Here is a 21,711-nt window from a genome sequence, read left to right as displayed (position 1 = left end):
CCGTTTGTTCTCTATATGTTCCTTATTCGCTGTTTGTTCTGTTTCGCGTTTCGGAGGGCGTTCGGCTCCGTGTTTCGCCTCCTCCGCGTCTCTCGTTGCGTCGGGCTTTCGCGTTGGCGTCGGGTTTCGTTCCAGTCGAGCCTTTGCCTTCGCGGCTTCCGGGCGCGCGTCTCGTCCCCACGAAAGCGCCCGGGGGCCGCGGAGTAGCAGGCTATCCCAAAGGAAGGACAGGTCGCGATGAGAAGCCTGGAGAGCGCCGGCAGCGTTCTGCAACCCTATCGAGCACTGGGGCTCGGCGCGCCGGAATCACTGATCGACCCCGCGAGGCGACGCGGCCGCGGAGCGCTTTCCCGCAAGAGCGGGCGCTTTGAGCCTCACGCGCGAGAAGAGGCTGACGACGGATGGGGATCTCTCGAAGATCTGTCGGCGTTGGAGACCCGCGTCCATCTCGAAAAGGCGAGAAGCGTCGTCACAAAAAACGATTCGCCCGACATCGCCTTCGATCGTTCGGTCAATCCCTATCGCGGCTGCGAGCACGGTTGCGCTTATTGCTATGCGCGCCCGTCGCACGCCTTCGTCGGCTACTCGCCGGGCCTCGATTTCGAGACCGAGATCTTCGTCAAGGACGGCGCCGCGCAGGCCTTGGAGCGCGAGATCTCCGCACCCGGCTATGTCGCGAAGACCCTGGCGCTCGGCTCGAACACCGACCCCTACCAACCGCTCGAGAAGCGCCATCGCGTCACGCGCGGGCTGCTTGAAGTGCTCGCGCGCGCGAACCACCCGGTCGGGATCGTCACGAAATCGGCGCTAGTCACGCGCGACCTCGACATCCTCGCCCCCATGGCCAAAAAGGGCCTCGCCAAGGTCGCGATCTCCGTCACGACGCTGGACGGCGATCTCGCGCGTCGCATGGAGCCGCGCGCTCCACAGCCGCGGCTGCGCCTCGAGGCGATCGAAAAGCTCGCCGCAGCCGGCGTGCCGGTCTCGGTTCTCGTCGCGCCGATCATCCCGGCGATCAACGACGCCGAGATCGAGACGATCCTGACGCGAGCGCGCGCCTGCGGCGCGAGCGAGGCGGGCTATGTGCTGCTGCGGCTGCCGCTCGAGCTACGCGAGATCTTCAGCGAATGGCTTTGCGAGCATTTTCCCGATCGCGCGCGCCATGTGCTCTCGCTCATTCGCCAGACGCGCGAGGGGAAGCTCTACGACCCCTCCTTCGAGACGCGCATGACCGGCGAAGGCCCTTATGCCTGGATGATCGGCCGGCGCTTCGAGCGCGCCGCCGAAAAACTCGGCTTCGGCCAGGGTGCGCGCCTGCGTTGCGATCTTTTCAGCCCGCCCCGTCGCGCCGCCGAGCAGCTTGCGCTATTCTGATGCAGCGTCCTAGCTGATCGCAAAACCCATCAACATTTGCGGGTTTCGTTCTAGCACCGGCGCCGACGCGCGGCGCGTTCCGCGACAAAACCTCTCGGAACGCGATGCGCGGGATCAGTCCAAGCCTTCCTGACTTCATGCTCGAAGCCGAGCTCATCGCCCAGGGCGTCGCGCCTATCGTTGGCGTCGACGAAGTCGGCTGCGGGCCGCTCGCCGGCCCCGTCTGCGCCGCCGCGGTCATCCTCGACCCCGCGAATGTTCCTAAGGGAATAGCCGATTCGAAAGCCCTCGCCGCGGCAGCGCGCGAAACCGCCTTTGCGGCGATCGTCGAAAGCGCGCTGGCGGTTGGCGTCGCCTTCGTGACGGCGAAGGAGATCGACGAGACCGACATCAGGAAGGCCGCGCTCAAAGCGATGGCGCAGGCCGTTGGGGCCTTAGGGCTCGCCCCGGCCTTCGCGCTCATTGACGGGCGCGACGCGCCTCCTCTGTCCTGTCCTGCGCGCGCGGTCGTGAAGGGCGACGCGCTGTCTCAGTCGATCGCGGCGGCTTCGATCGTCGCCAAAGTCGCACGCGACGCGATGATGCGCGACCTGGCGCGCATCCACGAGGAATATGGCTTCGCGACGAACATGGGCTACGGCTCCGCCAAGCATTTGGACGCGATTGCGCGTCTTGGCCCCACGTCCTTTCACCGATTGAGCTTCTCGCCCTTCAAGGCGCGCGAGAGAAATACGTAATAATTGGTCAATCATTGCTCCAAATCGAGATACTTTAACAAAGCCGTCCGAAAAAGGGACGCATGCGCGACACCCCTCGAAACTCGGCCTTTACTTCGTTCCGCCATAGTCCATCGCGTCGGTAGCGTAAGTGGTGTCGAGTTCATGCAAACCGCTCGCGTCGGGATTGCCCGTCCTGTAGCCCAGATAAAGGTCACGCGTACTGGGACGAAAGCTGACGGGCCGCCCGGCGCGGCGCGGCGCAACGCGATCCTTCGCGGCGATTGCGTCTCGCTGCTCCGCGCCTTGCCGGAAGCCTCGGTCGATCTCGTCTTCGCCGACCCTCCCTACAATCTGCAGCTCGCCGGCGCGCTATCGCGCCCCGACCAGAGCGTCGTCGATGCGGTCGACGACGATTGGGACAAGTTCGCGGATTTTTCCGCCTATGACGCCTTCACGAAAGACTGGCTCGCCGCGGCGCGCCGCGCGATGAAGCCGCAAGCGACGATCTTCGTGATCGGCTCCTACCACAACATTTTTCGCGTCGGCGCGATCATGCAGGATCTGGGCTTTTGGATCTTGAACGACATCGTCTGGCGCAAGACCAATCCCATGCCCAATTTTCGCGGCCGGCGCTTCACCAACGCCCATGAGACGATGATCTGGGCGGCGCGCGACGCCGGCGCGAAACGCTACACCTTCAACTACGAGGCGCTGAAGGCGGCGAACGAGGATTGCCAGATGCGCTCCGATTGGCTGCTGCCGATCTGCGTCGGCGCCGAGCGGCTCAAAGACGAGCGCGGCCGCAAAGCCCATCCCACGCAAAAGCCGGAGGCCCTGCTCGCCCGAATCATGCAGGCGGCATCGCAGCCGGGGGATCTCGTCCTCGACCCCTTCTTCGGCTCCGGCACGACGGGGGCGGTCGCCAAGCGGCTGCGGCGCGACTATCTCGGCTTCGAACGGGAGTCCTCTTACATCGACGCCGCGCAGGCGCGAATCGCGGCGGTGGAGCCCCTCGACGCGGATATGCTCGCGCCGGCGCCGAGCAAGCGAGCCGAGCCGCGCATCGCCTTCGTGAGCCTCATCGAGGCCGGCCTCATCGCGCCGGGAACGCCGTTGACCGACGCAAAACGACGGCACAAGGCGACCGTGCGCGCCGACGGGACGCTTTTGATCGGCGGCGTCATCGGCTCCATCCACAAGACCGGCGCCTTGGCGCAAGGCTTACCCGCCTGCAACGGCTGGACCTTCTGGCACTTCGAGGAAAGCGGAGCCCTCTCGCCGATCGACGATTTGCGCCAGCAGGCGCGCGACCTCCTGCGCGAGGCGGCGGAATAGACCTCCGGGCGCCGCCGGCCGCTCACTGTCACAAAACCGGTGCATTCGGCCCGCGATTAGGTTACCGGTCGTCCCTTCAAGCGATAAGACATCGCGCCAGATCCAAATGCTTGGGATGGTTTGGGGCGAGCATGCTGCATGCGTTAAAGACGTTCTTTGCGGGAGCGATGCGTTTTGCGAGCGGCGGCGAGATCGGCGCCCGCGCATCGGTGAAGGCCCGTATCGAGACTCCGACGAGACTGCGCGGCGCAGCTCCCGACATGCGCACGGCCGACCCGACGGTCGCGAAGGAGTTCGAGTCCGGCGTCTATTCCTTCGCCGGCAAGCTGGCGCAGACGAGCAGCCAGTCTCCCTTCGCGCTGACGCCGCCCAGCCGAGCGTGGCGGCGCACGCTCGCCGGTTTCTCCTGGCTGCGCCATTTGCGCGCCGCTGACACGCCGGGGGCGCGCAAGACCGCCCGGGCGCTTGTCCAGGATTTCCTCGAGATGCGTTCACCCGCAGCGGACGACGCGGCTCAGGAGCCTGGAACGATCGCCCGGCGGGTCCTCAATCTGATGGCTCACGCGCCTTTCCTGCTAGAGGACGCCGAGCCCCAGTTTTCCCGTCTGCTGCTTCAAGGCCTCGCCGTTCAGGCAAAGAGCCTGGCCGCCATGCTGACATCGAGACGCGCGAAAGGCGTCGATCGCCTGCTCTGCGCTCTCGCCCTTTTCGAGTTCACCCTCTGCACGGATTCGAGCCCTCAACTGAAAACGCAGGCCCGCCAGGCCTTCCTGGCCGCGTTGAGCGAGCAGATGCTTTCCGACGGGGGCCATGTCAGCCGCAATCCCAGAACGACGCTCGATCTCTCGCTCGATCTCCTGGCGCTCCGCCAGCTCATGGTGGCGCAAGGGGTCAAACCCCCCGCGGCCCTGACCGCGACGATCGACAAGATGATCTCCCTCCTGCGGCTGCTGCAGCACGGCGACGGCGCTCTGGCGCGCTTCAATGGAATGGGCGCGGGCAATCCCGGCGCGCTCGCCACGGTCTTCGCGCATGAGCCGTCCGGAGAGCCGCATCTGGAGGATGCGCGCCCCTCCGGCTATTCGCGCATGGCGCGGGGCGGGACGACCGTCATCATGGACACGGGCGCTCCGCCGCCAAAGGAATATTCGCGCGAGGCCCATGCCGGCGCGCTCTCTTTCGAGCTTTCATTCGGCCCCGAGCTGGTTGTGGTCAACAGCGGGTCGCCGCTCCCCTCGCTCGAATCGGCGCGGGAAGCGGCGCGCGAAACCCAGGCGCATTCGACGCTTTGTCTCGACGAGCAATCCTCGAGCCGGATCGCGCCGCTCTCCGAGAAGGCCGACTCCGGCCTCATCCTGGAGCATGGGCGGACGAAACGCGCGCGCCGGCGCTCGACCCGCTTCGGCGACGCGCTCTCTGTCGATCTCGACGGCTATGCGCGGCGTTACGGATTGCGTCACGATCGCCTGCTCATCTTGAGCCGCGACGGCTCGCGGCTGCTCGGTCAAGATCGGCTTTCGGCCGTTCGCGGCGCTAAAGCCGGCAGGCAAGCGCATTCTTTCGCGCTCCGGTTCCACCTGCATCCGCAGGCGCAAGCGGTTCTAAGCGAGGATGGGCGCAGCGCGGAGGTGACGCTGCCCTCCGGCGCGCAGGTGCGATTTTTTGCCGACGGCCCCGCGCGGCTCGAGGAGGGCCGCTATGGCGCCGCGCCGGAAGGACCGCGCCCGACGACGCAAATCGTCGTCCGCGGGGAGGCCGCGCAAGGCGCGCGGCTGCGCTGGTCGTTTGAGCGCGTTGCACAGCCGGCCGGCGCAAAGGCCGAAGGCAGTAGACCCGCTATCTTTGGGTTTGATCCAGGATAAATCGACCAAGCCAAGGAAAGAACCCGCGCCATCGGCTTCTACTAAAGGGTGGCGCAACCTCTCACAGGAGCCAGAATGAAGCGCGGGTCCTTCACGACAAACCTTGGGGTCGGCCTCTTTTGGATCTTCTTCGCGCTCTCAATATTTAGCCTATTTTTGTTCCAATATGTCTTTGTAACATGCGGCGTCTTTCATTGCAGCGAACCGGAGTGGGTCCTGCCTGCAGGAATGGGCTTATCTGGCTTCATCGGGTTTCAATTGGTCGGCCTTGTGCTAAAGCGCCTTCTCACAGGAAGCTTCCGCAGTCCGAACCGCCTCGTCACGACAACGCTCCTCGTAACTACTCTTGTTCTAGGAACCGCCGCCGGCGCATATTTCAACCGCGAAAGACCGGGGCCCTCCGAAGGTTCGATCGATTGCGCGAACCCTGAACTTGCGGCCGGCCATAAAGAGTGCCAGGCAAGCGGCAAGGATGATGTACAACCGCCCGCGATTTCTCAGGCTGACGGCGCAACGCATCCGTCAGATGCGCCCAACTCGCCTTGCGACTATGCAACTGTTTTCTTGGTGGACGAAAACGACGCGGATGTAAAAGTAACTGATATTCGGCAATGCTACAAAATTTTGGGCGAGGGTGAGTTTGGCGATCCAAACAATCATCAATGCCTGACCTACCGCTCGGCTAACGAAATGGCAAAATCAAAGCAGAGCGCTAAGAAAAAATATATTGTTTCCGGATCCACTGTGATCACCATTTCCTATAAAGAAAAAACATATTCAATAGAGACTTCTGCCTCGCTGGGACCAAATGAGGTCAGTCATTCTACGTATTATAGCGATATGAGTGGTTACGTTCCCGTATTCGACGATGTAAGGCTCACGGATTACAAACAGGTCTGCAATTTCGATGGAGAATACGATTGCTCGCATGCGCCATTCTACTTTCATCTTGACGATTCGTCTAATCCCTTTGGCGCCAAGCGCCAGTGGAAGAGTCTATCCAGCATATTACACAAACGCTTTCGCCCCAAGAGATGCGCAGGCAAGTGAAGGCGCGAGGCTAAGGTGGTCGCTTGAGCGATGCGCAGGGTCCGCGGCGATTGCCTATTTGCCGGCTTTGGCCTTTAAGGCGGTGAGGTCTGAGGGTTTCAGCAAGAGAAACTTTTCCGGCGTTTTCCATGTGTCCGGCAGATGTTTATTCGCCCATTTGCAAACGGCTTGAAGCACTGGCAGCAATTCGGCTCCTTTTTGCGTCAGCCCGTAGTCATACCTGATGGGATGTTCTTGATAAGCGCTCTTCTCGATAAGGCCGAATTCCTCCAATCGAATGAGTCGATCTGTCAGCACGTTCGTCGGGATGCGTTCAGGGGATTGAGAAAAATCTCCAAACCGCGTTTTCCCCATTGCGAGATCGCGCATGATGATAAGCGTCCATCGGTCGCCAAAAATATCCAAAGATGTGGCTATCGGGCATCCCGATCTGAGTTTTTTCAAGGGCCCTTCGTCGACTGACAGTGGCTTGCGAATCGCAAGTCGCTCATCTAATATTGAGGGACATGAACGCACAGTTCAGGAGAAAAACCAATGTCAGAAGCTTTTCAAGGCCGCTGCCTTTGCGGGGCTGTCCATTATGAATGTAACGCCGATCCCCTCATGTCCGGTCATTGCCAGTGCGCCGATTGCCGCAAAAGCAGCGGGACGGGCCATAGTTCGCATCTCGCCGTTCCCCGATCCTCGGTGACCGTATCAGGGGATGTAGTCATCTACGACAAGGCGGCTGACAGTGGTCATGTGGTCTCGCGGGCATTCTGCCCTCGCTGCGGCTCGCCGATGTATTCGTTGAACGACGCAATGCCCGAATTGATGTTCCTCAGGGCGTCGAGCCTGGATGACCTCGAGCTGTTCAAGCCTCAAATGATCGTTTACGCGAGCCGAGGCGCTTCTTGGGATATCCCCGATACAAATCTGCCGCGCTTCGAAAAAATGCCGCCCATGATGGAGGGCTAGCCGGAATGGCGTCCGACCCCGCGCTTGTTGAACGCCTTCGATCTATTCTCGCTAATCACCCGCACGTCGAAGCTCGCCGCATGTTTGGCGGCGTTTGCTTCACCCTGAACGGCAACATGTGCGTCGGCGTCCACAACAAGAACCTTATTCTTCGTGTTGGCGAAACGCGAGCCGAAGAGTTGCTGACGCGCGAAGGCGTCATGCCCATGGATCTGACGGGCAAGGTTATGAAGGGGCGGGCAACAATACTCCCAGAGGCGATTCGCACCGATGCTCAGCTTACCAGCTATACGCAATTCGCGGTCGATTTTGTTGAAACTCTTTCGCCGAAATAGCACGCGTGATCGGCCGAACCTGGCGCTTTTTCGTTCGCTGGTCGGGGAGCCGCCTCCTGGCAAAAGCCGAATTTCAAGCTCGGATGCGTTCGTGCTCCGCGAAGGCTTGCCCTGAAGCCCCGGCTGGCCTAAAAGGCCCCGGCGTTGGCGGCGACCCCGTTCCGGCGCATTTTCCGTTGGCGGCTTGCGGCCAAGCCGCGACAACTTCTGGAACCCTCCCGCCGTGACGAATCGAAGCGTCTATTCCCCCGCCAATTTCGCATTGGCGATCGGCGGCGGGCTCTCGGCGGCTCTGCTTTTCGCGGTGCTCGGCAAGGGCTCGTTCGAGGGCTTCCTGCTGTCGCATCTCGCGCCGCTGCCCATCATGATCGTTTGCCTTGCGCTGGGCGTGTCGCAGGGCGCGACGGCGGCGATCGTGGGAACGCTCGGCTTGAGCATATGGCCGCATCCGCTCTTCGGCATGGCCTTCGGGCTGCTCGTCGCTTTGCCGGCCTGGCTTTCTTGTTATGCTTGCGCTGGCGCGCCCTTTCGGGGCCGCGACTGGCTCGAACGCGGCACGGCCCGATGGGCCGTGACGGCGCAGACGCTTGCGGTCGCAGCGGCGGTCGCGCTGTTTATCGGCATGGCGGCCCTCTCCTCCACCGGCACGGTCACAGAGCCGCTCGCCTATTTGCAAGAACAAATGAATCTTGCGATCGAGGCGATGAAGACGGAGGGCGTCTTCGGAGAAAAGGCCAATCCCGAGGACATAAAACGCGTCATGCGTCAGGCGCTGCCGGCGATGGTCGCAGGCCACATGCTTCTCGTGCAGGCGATCAACCTTTGGCTCGCCGCCAGGATCGTGCAGTTTTCGGGCATGCTGCAAATCACATGGCCGGACATCGCCGCCGAGCTTGCGCTGCCGCGATGGTTGGCGGTCCTGCTAGTCATCGGCTTCGGGCTTTCCTTCGTCGACGGCCCGGTCGGCGCCGTGGGTCTCTCGCTCGCGGCGCCCATAGCCCTCGCCTTCGGCTTCCAGGGCCTCGCGGTGACGCATTATTGGCTGCGCGGCTCCGCGGCGAGCGTGCTCCTGCTCGGGCTGATATATTTTTGCATCGGCGTCTTTGGCGCGCCGATGATGCTCTTCTCCATTCTCGGCCTGGCCGACGTCGTCTTGCGCTTCCGTGAGCGCAGCACGCGTTCGCCGCGGCCGGACGGCGCCGTTTGACTCAGGCGGCTCAGCAACCCATACGAAAACTCAAGGAGAACCACCATGGACGTCATTCTGCTCGAACGCGTGGCCAAGCTCGGCCAGATGGGCGAGACCGTGCGCGTGCGCGACGGCTACGCCCGCAATTTCCTGCTCGCCCGCAAGAAGGCCCTGCGCGCGACGGAGTCCAACAAGAAGCATTTCGAGTCGCAGCGCGCGCAGATCGAGGCGCATAGCCTCGCAGCGAAGGGGGAGGCCGAGAAGGTCGCCGAGACGCTCGAAGGCAAGACCTTCACGATCATCCGCCAGGCCGGCGAGAGCGGCCATCTCTATGGCTCGGTCTCGACCCGCGACGTCGCCGACGCCGCGACGGCCGGCGGCTTCACGCTCATGCGCAATCAGGTCGTGCTGATCCATCCGATCAAGGAGCTCGGGCTTCATCACGTGCCGGTGCATCTGCATCCGGAAGTCGACGTGAAGATCACCGTCAATGTCGCTCGTTCGGAGGAAGAGGCCGAGCGCCAAGCGCGCGGTGAGTCGACGCTCCGGGAGCGCGAGGAGACCTCGATGGATGAGCTCGGCCTCGAGGTGGGTCAGGCGCTCGCCGAAGCGGGCGGCGAGGAGTAATCGGACAGGCGATGAGAGAGCCTCCCTTCGAAGGCTCTCTCCCGAACGCCGCCGTTCGGCCCGACGCTATCTCTTGCGCCGACGCTATCTCTTGCGCCGGGGCGCCGCCGCTGTCTTGCTTTTGGCGCGCAGGGCGTCAAACGCCGCGCTGCAGGCGCTGTCGGTTGGGTCCTTCGCGAGGGTCGCGGCGGTCTTGAGATCGGACTCCGCCTTGGCGAGCGCGCCGGCGGCCACCCATTCGCAAGCGCGCCCCAGATAGGCGGCGCCATTCGAGGGATCGGTCCTCACAGCGGCGCTGAAGTCGGCGAGCGCCTTCTTATGGTCGCCCTTGCCGAGATAGGCCTCTGCACGCGCGACATAGATCGGCGACTGCTGGGCGAGATTGGCGCCGTCCTTGGGTTGGAGCGCCATCGCCGCGGTGAAGTCCGCGAGCGCCTTGTCCCAATCCTTCCCTTCACTGAGCGCTTGGCCGCGCAGCGTCAGCGCCTCCATCCGGGCCTCGGCGCTCTTGTCTTTGTCGTCGATGATCTTGCCGCAATCGGCGATGCGAGCCTCCGCCTCCGCGCCGGCGCGGCAATTTTCTGCCTCGGCGGCCGGCTTCGGGGCTTCGGCTTGCGCCGGCGGATCGGCCTCTTGGGGAGCGAGGCGATCTTCTCCGCTGGTGATCTCCACCTTGGGCGCGCGGTCCTCGATCGTCACCGAATATTCGATCGGGATCTCGACGCCCTTCGAATTCGAGACGGCGGCGGCGCAGCTCTTTTCCTTGCTGGTGGAGCTCAGCGTCCTGAACGCCCGCGCCTCCAGAGCGGTCTCATTGGCCGCCGCATTCACGAGATCGTTGAGATTGCTCTTCACGATGTCGGCGTCGCAGACGGGCGCTTCCGGCGGCCGGGTCTTCGCCCAAATGAAAACGGCAATGAGCGCCGCGGCGACCGTCCAGGCGCCCTTCACCCAAAGCGGCGTCGGCGGTCGAATGAGCGGCGGCTTCTCGCGAGCCATCAGCGTCTCCCTTTATCCATCCAACCCGCGGGCTTGAGCGCGGGAGCTAGATCACCACGAAACGAAACTTTTGTGACGCGACGCGCCAGCGCTTCAGTTTGAGGTCACGCTGGCAATCGTGGCGCGTCCGGCGGCGAAAGCCCGAATCGCTTCTTCCATTGTCGCAAGCTCGATCGGCTTCGTCAGCACCGCGTCGGCGCCAGCCGCGAGCGCCGCTTCCGCGTCCTCGCGCGATGCGCTGGCGGTGAGCGCGAGGATCGGCGTGCGCGCCGCCCCTGCGCGCGACTCGGCCGATCGAATGCGGCGGGTCGCATCGAGGCCGTCGAGCTTGGGCATGAAGAGGTCCATCAGGATCACGTCGAAGCGACGAAGCTTTCCTTCGAGCGCCGCCCCCGCCAGCGCGACGACCTCTTCTCCGTCCTCGGCCCGCGTCGGCGCCGCGCCCAGCGCCTCCAGCTGTCGCAGCGCGATGAGCGCATTGATCTCATTGTCCTCGGCGACGAGCGCCGTGAGGCCTGCGAGCGTCGGCTCAGGCCGCGGCGCCAAGGTTTCTCTCGGCGTGCTCGGTACGGGGAACACCCTTGCCAGGAGAGTCGCGGCGCGCACCGGCTTCACGAGCCAGCCGTCGAATTCTTTGAGCGCCGCCTCGCCATGGGAGCGCCTCTCCAAAGGCGAAAAAAGAAGGAAGCATCGCGCGACGCCGGCCTCGCGAGCGCTCGCAGCGAGGCTCTCGGCCGCCTCGAGCCCCAGCGCGCAGTCGACGATCGCAAGCTGCGGCGGCTTTCCGGCCGCGGTCTCGAGGAAGGCCCGCGCCTGCGGGGCGCTCGCGGCGATCCGCGCCGTCGCTCCCGCCGCTTCGAGATAACGCGCCAGGAACGGGCCTTCGAAACGGCTCGCCGCGACAATCAGCGCGTTCTGGCCTTCGAGCGGGCGGCGGCCGCTGACCGGGCTGGTTTCGCACGGCAAAGTGAAGGCGAAGCGGGATCCGCGTTCCGAGCTCGCCTCGAGCGCAAGCGCGCCGCCCATCTTGGCGACGAGCCGGCGCGCGATGGCGAGACCCAAGCCCGCGCCGCCGCCCGAGCGGGTTGTGAGCGGCTCGGCCTGCTCAAACTCTTCGAATATTTTCGCGCGCGCCGATGGCGGAATCCCCGGGCCCGTGTCCTCGACGACGAAACGCAGCATGCCGTCCGCGGCAGGCGCGACGCTCACGCCGACGCCCCCCTCTTGCGTGAAGTTCACCGCGTTTCCGGCGAGATTTATGAGCACCTGACGCAGCCGGGCCGGATCGCCGACGACGCGCGCCGGCGTCCCGGTCGCGACATAGCTCGCGATCTCGAGACCCTTGCCTTGCGCACGTGGCGCGAGAAGCTCGACGACGCCTTCGACGAGCGGCGCAAGCGCGAATTCCTCTCGGCGCAATTCAAGCCGGCCCGCCTCGATCTTGGAGAAATCCAAAATGTCGTCGACGAGCTGCGCCAGCGCCCGCGCGCAGTCGCGGATGGAGTCCACGTAGCTCGCCTGCTCGGCCTCGAGCCGCGTCATGGAAAGGAGCTGCGCCAGACCGAGAACGCCATTGAGCGGGGTGCGGATCTCGTGACTGACGGTCGCAAGGAAGCGAGATTTGGCCTCATTGGCGGCTTCGGCGCGATCGCGAGCGGCGGCTGCGGCGCGCAGCTGACGAATCTCGTGGAGCAGCGCCTCCCTCTGACCGCCGGAGTCGCCGCGACCCGGCAGGAGATAGAGCGCCGCGCCGAGCCCCAGCGCGAAGGCGAAGAGGGCGAGGCCGAGCAAGCCCAAAATCTCCCGGTCCATCTCCATCGCGCGTCTTCCCGAATGTCGCGGCTCGAGCAAGCCATTCTGCCTGAACTCAGCGTGATCCAGTCAATAAAGCAGACAATCGGGACGGCGTCGACGCTGGCGCCAGTCGGCTTAGCTGGATGGCCCCGAAAGGAGCAGGCCCCCCAAAATAAAAGACCCGCCCGGAAGACCGGGCGGGCAAGTTGGACACCGAGACTGGGAGGTCAAGTCGATGTCGAGGAAAATCTCTGTTCGTTAGAGGCTCGCGCCAGCCTGGAAGCGCGGGATCACCGGGCCGCCGAGCTCGACCTTGTAGCGCTTGGCCGACGGGTCGAAGAGGAAGAGCAAGCCGCCGAACTGGCTGTCCGTGTCGTAGGCGAGGTCGGACAGTCTTTCGATGTCGAACCGCGCATCCTGCACCACCACGGTCACCTCTTTGGTTTCGCCGGGCGCGATCGGCGAGGGATCGCTCACCGAGAGGCCACGCTCCGCCAAGAGATACTCGGGATATTCAGGACGATGGTCGAAGACGTCGGGATTGAGGAAGCGCAGGCCAGCCGTCGTGAACTCGCCGATCCGCAGCGGCTCCTTGCCCTTATTGGTGATCTTCAGCTTGATCGAAAGCTCGCGGCCCGGGACCTTGTAGCTGCCGCCCTGATAGTGAGCGGTCACCAACGGGATCTCTTCGTCCATCGGCTCGATGCCCTTCAGCAGGCCGGCCTGCATGGGCAGCGTGCGCGGGAACTCGGCGTTAGCCCTGGCGTAGAAGAACAGCAGCGCCAGGAGGGACGCGGCGAGCCAGATGCCGCCGAAACGCTTGTCGCGGATCGTGATGATCTCGTTGCCCTTGCCGGCGGCGACCTGCCAGCCGCGGGCGATGATGCCCTTCTGCATGAACCAGTAAATCACCCAAACGGCGGCCGCGGCCATCCAGATGAAGTGGTATGTGAAGGTCCACGGAATGCCGTATTTCTCGAGATCGATCGTGCTGCCGTCGAGCAGCGTCACATCATTGACGAAATTCGCCATGTCGCCCTTGATGGTGATCCACTGGCCGGGGCCGACGATCGGTCCGCCGTCCTTGACGTTGATTTGGACGTGGACGTGAAAGCGTCCCTGACGGCGCGCCTTCATGACGATCCGGTACTCATAGTCTCTGCCGACGCTCATCGAGAAGGTGCGGGGCGCAGGAATGCCCGAGACGAAGGAGGCCTTGCGGATCAGCACCGGACCCGGCTCGCCGATGTTGAGAAAGGCTTCCTCGGGCTTCGCGACGGCCTGGGGCCAGCCCGAGAACACGTGCACCTTGCCCGTGATCTCCATCTCGTCGTTGACGTTGAGCTCCGTCTTCGACCATTTCACGTCATACCAGTTCAAGGTGCGCATGCGCAGGAAGGCCTGCTGCGAGCGCTCGCCATGCGCGCTGGCCGGCGTCGCCTCGATCAACGTCGTGGCGCCGCACAGCGCTGCCAAGCCAAAGGCGGCGGCGCGAAGCGCGCGCTTTCCCGCTAGCTTGGAGAGGATTTGAGTTATTCCGAGATTCATATCCAACGTCTCCCTAGATTTTCTCTTTCCCTCGCCGGAGCCGACCGCGGCTCCGGCGTCGTCTTGTTCGAATTCGAGGTTCTCAGATGTCTTCCGCCTTCACATAGTCGGTGCGGGCAAACCACATCCCGATCTTCCACCAGAGGAAGTAGACCAGCATCGAGATGAAGGACGAGAAGAAGGCGGCGACAGGAACGACATCCTTGCCGAAGGTGCGCAGCGTGCCGCGCTCGATCATGCGGATGTATTCCGGCGTGCCGGTGCGCACGTAGTTGAAGCCGATCAGATCGGCGAGGGTCAGCAGCACGCCGTCGATCTCGGCGGCCTGATGGTACTGCGCGAGCACAGGCCAGTTGGACGGATAGAACAACAGGCCCCAACCGAGCGAGCCGAGCAGCGCGGTGACGAGCCAGCTGCCAGAGATCAGCAGCACGACGTCGAGCCAGAAGGCCATCGGGATCAGCGCGGAGGGGAACACCAGGCTGATCGGGAAGAAGGTCCAACCCCAGAAATTGTCGTAGCGGTTGATCCACTCGCCGACGAGCAAGGCCAGCGTGACGACCGTCGCGCCGAAGGGCAGCCGGAACTTAGTCCAAAAGAAGGACTGCGCGGCCGCCGCGAAGCACATGGCGACGATCGGCGCCACGGTCGGCCACATGCGGCGATCTTTGAAGTCGATCCAGAAGTCCCAGTCGCCGGCCAGCAGCATATAGTGGATGTGGTAGGAGCCGAGCAGCACAAGGAACAGGACGAAGAGGAGGATCCAGTCCGTCAAAATGACGCACCCGAGAAACTCCTCCTTTGACTTCCATGCCTTGCCGATAGGCGCAGCCGATACAGACATTATGTTTCTCCCTTTCGTTTCCGGCAAAGACCGCCGGATCTTTGGCTTTTCAGACAGCGCTTCCCCGGTCGATCCCGCGAGCGGCGGCATCGGTGTTGCGGCGCAGTTGAACAGTTTGCGGATTTGGAGGGAGCGTCGCCGCAGCACGGGCGACGCTTCCGGAGTGGACTGGGAGGCGCGCGACGCGCGCCTCGGGCTCAGACCTTGAGCACGTCCTGCTCGTATTCCTTGCTGAGCTCGATAACCCGTCCGAGCACCTGCAGGGTGACGCCAAACACGGCTAGGGCGAACCAGCCGAAAAACACGAAGCCCCAGTGCAGCGGCGCCGTGAACAGCTCTTCCATGAACCAGAACGTGTGGCCCCATTCATTGAGACCGATGTTCGGGAAGATCATGAAAGGTCCAGCGAAGAACATCAGGAAGGGGATGGAGATGTTCTTGGCGAACATCGGAATACGCGTCCGCGCATACATGAAGGCGCCCCAGCCGGCGATGATGTAGATCGGGTAGCTGAGGTAGAACTCCAGGATGTGGCTCGGCGTGAAGTCCGTGTCGCGGATGACGGTCTGATGCCAGGTGCCGTCCTGCTCGGTGAAGTAGGAGGCGCCCCAATAGACCGTGAAGGCGTAAACGAGCAGCCAACCAACGAGCGTCAGGAGGCGGCGCATCTCCTCGCGCGGCGTGACCGCGTCGATGTTGCGGTCGCGAGTCTTCCACAAATAGCCGCCGATCCCGCAGAAAGCGATGAACTCGAGCGGCAGCTCGGTCCACATCAGGTTCAGCCAGTAGGTTTGAAACTCCGGAGCGAAGGAGTCGAGACCCGCTTTCCAGCCGAAATACTGCTCGTAAATGCGGATGCCGACATAGAAGAAGCCGAGGCACAGCATCGCAATGTAGGCAGGCTTATAATTGACGATGACGTCGGCTTCAGCATGGGCTGCAGCGCCGGCTTTTTGTGTTGTTATACTCATTCGCTTTCTCCCTTGGGATGGCTCCCCGAGGCGAACCTGCGATCGCCTCGCCATTTCCGATTATTCGCCCGACGCCGTCGCGAAGGACTCTCCAAGACTTCTCGATCCGGCCCAAGACGCGGAACCCAAACCCTTCGCCGTTTCAGCTTAGGAATCCAGGCCTCGCCTCGACATCGTCAATAGATGACGCCGTGGTCTCGCAGCCGAGGAAACTTAACATCACGGGAAGGAAGGAAAACATGAAATTGTTGTTTGTGCGTGTGACAATGTGTCGCGAAGCACAATAAATTAGGACATTTAAAGCGATTTAATATGGGATTGCTGGCCTTAGTTGAAGACTGCTTAAATGTATATGCGAATGAACAAAAAATAGGCGTCTCATTATTACATATAGTATCGTAATTTAATACACACATATAAGTGTGAGACTCGTTGTTATCGACATTGAGTGACATTTTGACGCGGCTAACAAACATTGTCTTCATGATGGATATCACAAACTATGGCGAGCTGCTGTTTCGTCTCGCCGTTAAGCGCCTTTGTGATGGCGGCGAGGGGGCGCATCGCGCGATAACACCAACTCAAGGGGGAAAGAAACATGGCGTTGCATCAGGCCAAGGAACTCGGCTGGGTGAGCTTTTGGGTGCTCTTTATCATCGGGCTTTTCTGGTTCTTCATCCCGACCGTCAACCGCGCGCTCAATCTCTGACCGGGCGCCTCGCGCCGCCTCGGCGCTTTTTGGGTTTCTCGTTCCTGGAGCCGGCGACGGCTCCAGGATTTTTTCTAGGAAGCGTCGCGCGCCCCAGATCAGCGGCTCGCGCGACAGGGCCAGCGCCTGATCCTTGGCTCCAACAGCTTCGTCTCCTTCCGCCTTGCCGCTCTCTGATTGCGCCCTAGCTAAATTTTCCGCTGAGCCACGACTTGCGGCGCGCGGTCGAGTCCCTCGCTTCAACGATGCTCCTGGCCCTCCCGGCATCGGCCTCGTGCGAGGGCGTGCGCGGGCGACGGGCCTATCTTCGTCAGAAGCATCGGAGCCTAGCTCCCGGGGACCGGAGCGCTTAAGACCATGCCGAAGGTGGGAGGAGGAAACCGTGCTGCATCAGGAAATCGAGAAGCTCAAAGGCTCCGTCGCGATCAAGAAGCGCTACGATAATTTCATCGGCGGTCAGTGGGTCGCCCCCCTCGGCGGCGAATATTTCGACAACATCAGCCCGATCACCGGCCATCCGATCTGCCAAGTGGCGCGCGGCCGCGCCGCCGACGTTGAGCTGGCGCTGGACGCCGCGCACAAGGCCAAGGACGCTTGGGGCAAGACCCCCGCCGCCGAGCGCGCCAACATGCTGAACAAGATCGCGCAGCGACTGGATGACAATCTCTCCGCGCTGGCGCTCGTCGAGACGATCGACAACGGCAAGCCCATCCGTGAGACGACCGCCGCTGACATACCCCTCGCTATCGACCATTTCCGCTATTTTGCCGGCTGCCTTCGCGCGCAGGAAGGATCATTGAGCGAGATCGACCACGACACGGTCGCTTATCATTTCCACGAGCCCTTGGGCGTCGTCGGCCAGATCATTCCCTGGAACTTTCCGATCCTGATGGCCGCCTGGAAGCTCTCGCCAGCGCTCGCCGCAGGCAATTGCGTCGTGCTCAAGCCGGCCGAGCAGACGCCGATGAGCATTCTCGCCGTCGCCGAGCTCATCGCGGATTTGCTGCCGCCAGGGGTTCTCAACATCGTCAATGGCTTTGGCGTCGAAGCGGGCAAGCCGCTTGCGTCGAACAAGCGGATCGCCAAGATCGCCTTCACCGGCGAGACGACGACGGGGCGGCTCATCATGCAATACGCCGCCGAGAACTTGATCCCCGTAACCTTGGAGCTCGGCGGCAAGTCGCCGAATATTTTCTTCGCCGACGTGATGGCCGAGGACGACGCCTTTCTCGACAAGGCGCTGGAAGGCTTCGCCTCCTTCGCGCTCAATCAGGGAGAGGTCTGCACCTGTCCAAGCCGCGCGCTGGTGCAAAGATCAATCTACGACAAGTTCATGGAAAAGGCGTTGGCGCGCGTGGCCAAGATTCGGCAAGGCCATCCTCTCGATCCCGCCACCATGATCGGCGCGCAGGCCTCGAACGATCAGCTGGAGAAGATTCTCTCTTACGTCGACATCGGCCGTAAAGAGGGCGCCAAGGTTCTCATTGGCGGCGAGCGGAGCGTGCTCGAAGGCGAGCTGAAGGAAGGCTACTACATGCAGCCGACTGCGCTCGAAGGCCATAACCGCATGCGTGTCTTCCAGGAGGAGATCTTCGGCCCTGTCGTCTCCGTGACGACATTCGAGACAGAAGAAGAGGCTCTGCAGATCGCCAATGACACGCTCTATGGGCTTGGCGCAGGTCTGTGGACGCGCGACGGCAGTCGCGCCTACCGATGCGGGCGAGCGATTCGAGCCGGGCGCGTCTGGACGAATTGCTACCATGCCTATCCGGCGCATGCGGCCTTCGGCGGCTACAAGCAGTCCGGCATCGGGCGCGAGAATCACAAGATGATGCTGGATCATTATCAGCAGACCAAAAATCTGCTGGTAAGTTACAGTCCCAAGGCTTTGGGCCTTTTTTAACGTGGCTGAGCGGCGCGGGCCGCAATCCCGCGCCGCGTTGACCGAAAAGAATCGTGACATGGTCGAACGCGTCGTCGCCACGCCTGAGGCTCTGGCGCTCCTTGCGAAACTCGAGCGTCAGCATGGACCGCTCATGTTTCATCAGTCTGGAGGCTGCTGCGACGGCTCGTCCCCCATGTGCTATCCGGCAGGCGAGTTCCGCATCGGCGCCAGCGACGTGAAGCTCGGCGAAGTCGGCTCCGTCCCTTTCTACATGGGCGCCGCCCAATTCGACTACTGGCGGCACACGCAGCTCATCATCGACGTGGTTCCGGGGCGCGGCTCCGGCTTTTCGCTCGAAGCCCCCGAAGGGCTGCGCTTCTTGACGCGGAGCCGCGTGTTCTCGGATGCGGAGCTTGCCGAATTGGCGCCCGTCGAAATCGGCGTATCGGCAGAGGCATAGGCGTCATCCGCGAAAGATGGCCTTGGCGACTGCCGTCGCCGAGCCTCCCATCCAAGTCGAAGCATCCTATCTAAGCGATCTGTCAGGCTTGACCCGAAAGCCGGTCCATCATTTGCGGCGCGGCTGACGCGCCGCCATGAGGAGGAGGTTGAGATGCAAGCAGTCGACGTTCAAGATTACGCTCGGCGACTCATGGAAGCCCATGGCGACAAGGCCGTCGCCGAAGCGGCGCAAAAAGCGCGCGCTTTGGAGGAAAAAGGCAAGCACGAAGACGCGCAGCCTTGGCGGCGCATCGAAGCGGCGCTGAAAGAAATGCTCGGGCCGCATCAGAGCTGAGAAGCTACCGGACATGAGCGGCGCCGTTTGCGACGAGCGCTTTCGGCGCCGTTTCGCGTCCACGCTCGCGCAGTTGCTTACGCCGATGGGTCTCTCGAAGCGCGATCTACCGCGTCTCCAGCTCGAGGAAGCGTTCGAACGAACGGGGAATGGCGCCACATCAAATTTGGAGCGAATTCAGCTCTAAAGCCCTGTCGGATCTCTTCCCTCGCCCCATTTATCGCGCGAGCAGGGGGGAGCGTTTGCGGGAGATGGCGATGGTCTCCGACAAAGGCAAAACAGCGTTGGTCTTCATCATGCTGTCGGCCGTCACGCTGACGCTGACGATCGGGACCGCCCAATATCTGATGCATTTGGCGGTTCTTCGATAGAGTTCGGGAGCCCCACGAGAAGAGCCTCCCGGCAAATCGATGGCGGCGAGCCGGGGGGACGCCGCTATTTGACGCATTCGATAAGGGCGATCGGAGGGTGCTCCAGAAATTCCGCCCAGAAGGAGCGGCCGAACGCCGCGTCGCCTTCGGGCGACAACTGGAGCGCGGGCCATCTAATCTCGCTGAAACCCGCGGCGCTTAGCGCAGCCGCGTATGTAGGCTGATCGTGAAAATAGTTTTCGACGTCGAAGCTATCGCCGTCTTCCAAGAAAAAGGTCCAGACAATGGGCGAGCCGTCGCGCAGCGGCTGCGAGACGTGTGAGTCGAGGCCGTATTTTCTGTAGGATCGCCAGAGCGCGAAATCGGCAAAGGGGCTGCAATTGACGCCCACAAAGCGGCCGCCGGGCTTGAGGCAGCGCGCGAGCGAAGCGCACATGGTCTGCAATTCCTCGGCGTCGTGGGCGTAGTTGAGAAAATAGGCCGCGAAGACCAGATCGAACGACTCGTCGAAGCTCAGATCTTTTCCGTCGCCGACGACATAGTCGATTCCCAGCGGCTCGACGGATTCCTGTGAGCGCGCGAGCGCGATCATCTCGGGCGAGAGATCCACGCCGACCACGCGCTCGGCTCCGCGTCGTCGCAGCAGGCGCGTGTAGTATCCTTCGCCGCATGCGACGTCCAAAACCGCCTTCCCGTCGAGCTCTCCCACGAGATGCATCAGGGAATAGGCTTCGATATGCGTTCTATGCGGTTGCCGCTTAGCTTGCCGATATTGTTCGGCGATGGGATCATAGTCCGTCGTCATGATGGGGCGCTCTTGACCCGTCGGACCGCTAGCGTTTCGCTCGAGAAGCGCCGAACGGTCCAGTTAGATCACGCTGCGTTCAGGCGGAATCGTCTGAACGCAGAAAACGTGATCGATTCTAAAAGTTTAGAGCGCGCTTTGTGCGAAAAACCGGTTTCCACTTTTTCGCATCGCGCTCTAGAAAAACTTGAGCCCGCGCAGCACTTTATTTCGGCGTCTGGAAAGACGATGGGTCGCCGACTTCAAGAAAGGACCGCGCCTCATGATAACGCATGAGGCGCGGTCGCCAAGACTAGAAGGGGAGGCCAAAAGTGTTGCGGGCGAGCAGCCCGCCGCGGACGTAGCCGACCGCGCCGCCGTAGCCGACCTTGCACCAACCGGAACCCAGCCCGCTCGCGCAATGGACCACGTCGACCGAGGCGCCGGCCGGTATGGTCGCGATGACATGAGAGAAGAGACGGGGAGCCTTATGCAAGGCGGTCGCGTCCTGCGTGACCACTCCCGCGACGTCCGCATGACCGCCAGTCCGTCCGAGGCCCACTTCCTTCACCCAGCCTTTCACGTCGCCAGCCTGAACCTGGCACCAGCGCCATTTCCAGCCGGCGGCGCAGGTCAGAACCTGCACGTCCACGCCGGCGGGAATGGTCGCGACGACCGGCCACTTCCCGCCGGGCCCGGAGCGCACATTGATGGGGCTTGCGTACTCTGCGGCGTTCGCTCCGCAGGAAAGAGCCAGGGCGGCAAGGGTTGCAGCGAACAGCATCCGTGTTTTCATTTGTCCCCTCCAGTCATTTGGTTGCTTCATTGCCCTCCCAAACGCGGCTTTCCGCATTTGGAATACATTGCATAGCTAAGGCTTCGAACTTCACCCTTCAAGCGGCGAAACGCGCGTGCTGAGACGAGGCCGCCAGGGCGCTTGGCCATAGCGGCTCTGAAAGGCGCGGGGGGGGGCCAAACGGAACTTCGTTTCATACGCAGCCTCGACGACATTTCCGGAATGCATGTTGCAGGGGTTGAGACTGCGCGGCGATCTCACGATCAGAGCGAGTTTTCGCGAAGGGCCTTTGCGCTTAGAGTTCGATCCTGTTCGAGATGGGTGGAGAATGCGAACCCTCGAAGAAACCCGCGCGGCCACGGGCCTCAGCTCGGAAGAAATCATCGTCGGAGCGGCAGAAACAGAAGCCACTCACGCAATATTGAGAAGCTATCTCTCCAATTTATGGAGAGGAACTAACGTCGTGCGCGACCTCATCGTTTGCGACCTCCGCACCGCTTTGGATCTTGGAGTGCAGGAACGAGCCGCTAGTCTCTTGCTGGTGTTGCGTCTGTTTCTGACAAACCACGCGGTGGCGGCGCTCGCGCCATGCCCTTGCGATCGAAATTGTTCGGAGCTGAGTTTCGACGAGGCGACCGGCCGCTACTCGTCTCACTGTCCCAACTTATCGGCCTTCACGAAGCCCAATCCGTGACCAGTTGGCCGCTATTCTGCTCAACCGGGATCGTAAGAGCGGCAAGAATTCTCGCCAGCTCATCGTGCTGTG

At 62.5% G+C, this 21,711-nt stretch carries 21 protein-coding genes; 13 read left to right on the top strand and 8 right to left on the bottom strand.

Annotated elements, in window-relative coordinates; translation table 11 throughout:
* Positions 1–237: 237 nt before the first annotated feature.
* The 5 genes from QMG80_RS06340 to QMG80_RS06320 all read left to right on the top strand — a co-directional run bounded on the left by QMG80_RS06340 (position 238) and on the right by QMG80_RS06320 (position 6,340).
* The gene (locus tag QMG80_RS06340) at positions 238–1,374 is read left to right on the top strand and encodes a PA0069 family radical SAM protein (protein ID WP_085772053.1); all 1,137 of its coding nucleotides are present in this window, start codon (positions 238–240) and stop codon (positions 1,372–1,374) included.
* 104 nt (positions 1,375–1,478) lie between these two features.
* Complete coding sequence (rnhB, locus tag QMG80_RS06335; protein ID WP_085772052.1) at positions 1,479–2,111, top strand: ribonuclease HII; 633 nt, start codon at positions 1,479–1,481, stop codon at positions 2,109–2,111.
* A gap of 144 nt (positions 2,112–2,255) precedes the next feature.
* Positions 2,256–3,428: a site-specific DNA-methyltransferase gene (locus QMG80_RS06330; protein WP_085772051.1), complete on the top strand. Its 1,173-nt coding sequence runs from the start codon at positions 2,256–2,258 to the stop codon at positions 3,426–3,428.
* A gap of 131 nt (positions 3,429–3,559) precedes the next feature.
* Positions 3,560–5,290: a heparinase II/III family protein gene (locus QMG80_RS06325; RefSeq protein WP_085772050.1), complete on the top strand. Its 1,731-nt coding sequence runs from the start codon at positions 3,560–3,562 to the stop codon at positions 5,288–5,290.
* A 75-nt stretch (positions 5,291–5,365) separates the two neighbouring features.
* Positions 5,366–6,340 (top strand): hypothetical protein, encoded by a 975-nt coding sequence (locus QMG80_RS06320; protein WP_085772049.1) that lies wholly within the window; start codon positions 5,366–5,368, stop codon positions 6,338–6,340.
* A 54-nt stretch (positions 6,341–6,394) separates the two neighbouring features.
* Here QMG80_RS06320 and QMG80_RS06315 read toward each other — a convergent pair whose 3' ends face one another.
* A complete protein-coding gene (locus QMG80_RS06315; protein ID WP_085772048.1) occupies positions 6,395–6,784 on the bottom strand; it encodes a winged helix-turn-helix transcriptional regulator in 390 nt (129 codons plus the stop codon).
* A gap of 90 nt (positions 6,785–6,874) precedes the next feature.
* On the opposite strand from QMG80_RS06315, the gene QMG80_RS06310 reads away from it, so the two are divergent.
* The 4 genes from QMG80_RS06310 (at position 6,875) to rplI (ending at position 9,448) form a co-directional block, all read left to right on the top strand.
* On the top strand, positions 6,875–7,297 hold the full coding sequence (locus QMG80_RS06310) for a GFA family protein (RefSeq protein ID WP_085772047.1): 423 nt from the start codon (positions 6,875–6,877) through the stop codon (positions 7,295–7,297).
* 5 nt (positions 7,298–7,302) lie between these two features.
* On the top strand, positions 7,303–7,632 hold the full coding sequence (locus QMG80_RS06305; protein WP_085772046.1) for a TfoX/Sxy family protein: 330 nt from the start codon (positions 7,303–7,305) through the stop codon (positions 7,630–7,632).
* 223 nt (positions 7,633–7,855) lie between these two features.
* Entirely contained in the window at positions 7,856–8,839 is a 984-nt protein-coding gene (locus tag QMG80_RS06300) for a DUF2232 domain-containing protein (RefSeq protein ID WP_085772045.1), read from the top strand.
* Between the two features lie 45 nt (positions 8,840–8,884).
* A complete protein-coding gene (gene rplI, locus QMG80_RS06295) occupies positions 8,885–9,448 on the top strand; it encodes a 50S ribosomal protein L9 (RefSeq protein WP_085772044.1) in 564 nt (187 codons plus the stop codon).
* An 84-nt stretch (positions 9,449–9,532) separates the two neighbouring features.
* On the opposite strand, the gene QMG80_RS06290 is transcribed toward rplI, so the two are convergent.
* From QMG80_RS06290 to amoC, 5 genes are all read right to left on the bottom strand, one after another.
* Complete coding sequence (locus QMG80_RS06290) at positions 9,533–10,447, bottom strand: tetratricopeptide repeat protein (RefSeq protein ID WP_085772043.1); 915 nt, start codon at positions 10,445–10,447, stop codon at positions 9,533–9,535.
* 93 nt (positions 10,448–10,540) lie between these two features.
* A complete protein-coding gene (locus QMG80_RS06285) occupies positions 10,541–12,265 on the bottom strand; it encodes an ATP-binding protein (RefSeq protein WP_245299913.1) in 1,725 nt (574 codons plus the stop codon).
* A gap of 234 nt (positions 12,266–12,499) precedes the next feature.
* Positions 12,500–13,789, bottom strand: coding sequence for a bacterial ammonia monooxygenase, subunit AmoB (gene amoB / locus QMG80_RS06280; RefSeq protein ID WP_085772042.1), 1,290 nt, complete (start codon positions 13,787–13,789; stop codon positions 12,500–12,502).
* An 82-nt stretch (positions 13,790–13,871) separates the two neighbouring features.
* On the bottom strand, positions 13,872–14,633 hold the full coding sequence (gene amoA / locus QMG80_RS06275; RefSeq protein ID WP_085772041.1) for a bacterial ammonia monooxygenase, subunit AmoA: 762 nt from the start codon (positions 14,631–14,633) through the stop codon (positions 13,872–13,874).
* 197 nt (positions 14,634–14,830) lie between these two features.
* Complete coding sequence (amoC, locus tag QMG80_RS06270; protein WP_085772039.1) at positions 14,831–15,604, bottom strand: bacterial ammonia monooxygenase, subunit AmoC; 774 nt, start codon at positions 15,602–15,604, stop codon at positions 14,831–14,833.
* Positions 15,605–16,695: 1,091 nt separating this feature from the next.
* Between amoC and adh the strand changes: the two genes are divergently transcribed.
* The 3 genes from adh (at position 16,696) to QMG80_RS06255 (ending at position 18,994) form a co-directional block, all read left to right on the top strand.
* Positions 16,696–18,216: an aldehyde dehydrogenase gene (gene adh, locus QMG80_RS06265; protein WP_085772038.1), complete on the top strand. Its 1,521-nt coding sequence runs from the start codon at positions 16,696–16,698 to the stop codon at positions 18,214–18,216.
* Positions 18,217–18,274: 58 nt separating this feature from the next.
* Entirely contained in the window at positions 18,275–18,658 is a 384-nt protein-coding gene (locus tag QMG80_RS06260) for a DUF779 domain-containing protein (RefSeq protein ID WP_085772037.1), read from the top strand.
* A 153-nt stretch (positions 18,659–18,811) separates the two neighbouring features.
* A complete protein-coding gene (locus QMG80_RS06255) occupies positions 18,812–18,994 on the top strand; it encodes a hypothetical protein (RefSeq protein WP_085772036.1) in 183 nt (60 codons plus the stop codon).
* A 435-nt stretch (positions 18,995–19,429) separates the two neighbouring features.
* Here the strand turns inward: QMG80_RS06255 and QMG80_RS06250 are convergent, their stop codons facing one another.
* Positions 19,430–20,170, bottom strand: coding sequence for a class I SAM-dependent methyltransferase (locus QMG80_RS06250; RefSeq protein WP_085772035.1), 741 nt, complete (start codon positions 20,168–20,170; stop codon positions 19,430–19,432).
* Between the two features lie 292 nt (positions 20,171–20,462).
* Entirely contained in the window at positions 20,463–20,945 is a 483-nt protein-coding gene (locus QMG80_RS06245; protein WP_158658761.1) for an SH3 domain-containing protein, read from the bottom strand.
* A gap of 328 nt (positions 20,946–21,273) precedes the next feature.
* On the opposite strand from QMG80_RS06245, the gene QMG80_RS06240 reads away from it, so the two are divergent.
* Positions 21,274–21,639: a hypothetical protein gene (locus QMG80_RS06240; RefSeq protein ID WP_102938098.1), complete on the top strand. Its 366-nt coding sequence runs from the start codon at positions 21,274–21,276 to the stop codon at positions 21,637–21,639.
* Positions 21,640–21,711 lie beyond the last annotated feature (72 nt).

This window comes from Methylocystis bryophila, from assembly GCF_027925445.1.
Taxonomy (GTDB): domain Bacteria; phylum Pseudomonadota; class Alphaproteobacteria; order Rhizobiales; family Beijerinckiaceae; genus Methylocystis; species Methylocystis bryophila.
This window is presented reverse-complemented; position numbering and strand designations above follow the sequence as displayed.